Origin of the sequence: Asaia sp. As-1742 (genome assembly GCF_011753235.1) — a bacterium.
Classification (GTDB): domain Bacteria; phylum Pseudomonadota; class Alphaproteobacteria; order Acetobacterales; family Acetobacteraceae; genus Asaia; species Asaia bogorensis_B.
Map to the genome: position 1 here is coordinate 1 of NZ_VWWA01000052.1, position 780 is coordinate 780.

At 58.8% G+C, this 780-nt stretch carries 1 protein-coding gene; it reads right to left on the reverse strand.

All coding sequences use genetic code 11. The annotated features are described in order from the left end of the window. Positions 1 to 31: 31 nt before the first annotated feature. Positions 32 to 736 (reverse strand): IS6 family transposase, encoded by a 705-nt coding sequence (locus F3J08_RS16835; RefSeq protein ID WP_166931926.1) that lies wholly within the window; start codon positions 734 to 736, stop codon positions 32 to 34. Positions 737 to 780 lie beyond the last annotated feature (44 nt).

Below are 780 nucleotides of genomic sequence, written 5' to 3' on the forward strand. Positions count from 1 at the left end.
GCAAGGTAGGAAACGCCCGGGGGATGGGTATTCAGGCGCTGAGAGCGGTCGCGTTATTCCATTGGGCGAGAGCCCGGACACGATGGATGTGCCGGGAAAGAGCGGTGGTGATGGAGGCGGACGGGACGAAGAGATTGCGGATGGCTGAGAAGACGGAGACAAAGCGCTGACACCCGCCCGGTGAACGGAACTTCTGCATGATGCGCTCGCGTTTTCGCAGGGGAAGATGACTGTTCTCCGCTCGGTTGTTCAGACCCTTATGCGAGAAATGCCGGATCGCGAGACCAAGTTTGCGCCTCGCTGCCCCGTAGGATTTCAGCTTGTCGGTGATCATACGACTGGGGCGCAAAACCTGCCGCTTCAAAAGCCGGGTCAGGAGACGCTTGGCTGCTTTGGTGTTTCGACGGGTCTGCAGGATTTCGTCGAGAACATAGCCGTCCTGATTGACCGCCCGCCAGAGCCAGTGAGGCTTGCCACGGATCACGATCCGTACCTCGTCCAGGTGCCAGAGATCACCAGACTGAGCCTTCTTGCGTCGCAGGGAGCGGGCATAGGCCGCACCGAACTTCAGGCTCCACCGACGGATCGTCTCATACGAGACGACAATGCCCCGCTCGAGAAGCATCTCTTCCACAAGGCGAAAGCTCAGCGGGAAGCGGAAATACAGCCACACCGCATGAGCGATCAGCTCACTCGGAAAACGGTGTCGTTTGTAGCTCACGCATAACGCTCTCATCACCCGCGCCTAACACGCCAAAGTTAACGTGACAGCACCCTTTC

What these genes read in the sequence shown, in the direction of transcription:
- F3J08_RS16835 (WP_166931926.1), bottom strand. Translation starts at nt 736, where the DNA reads ATGAGAGCGTTATGCGTGAGCTACAAACGACACCGTTTTCCGAGTGAG.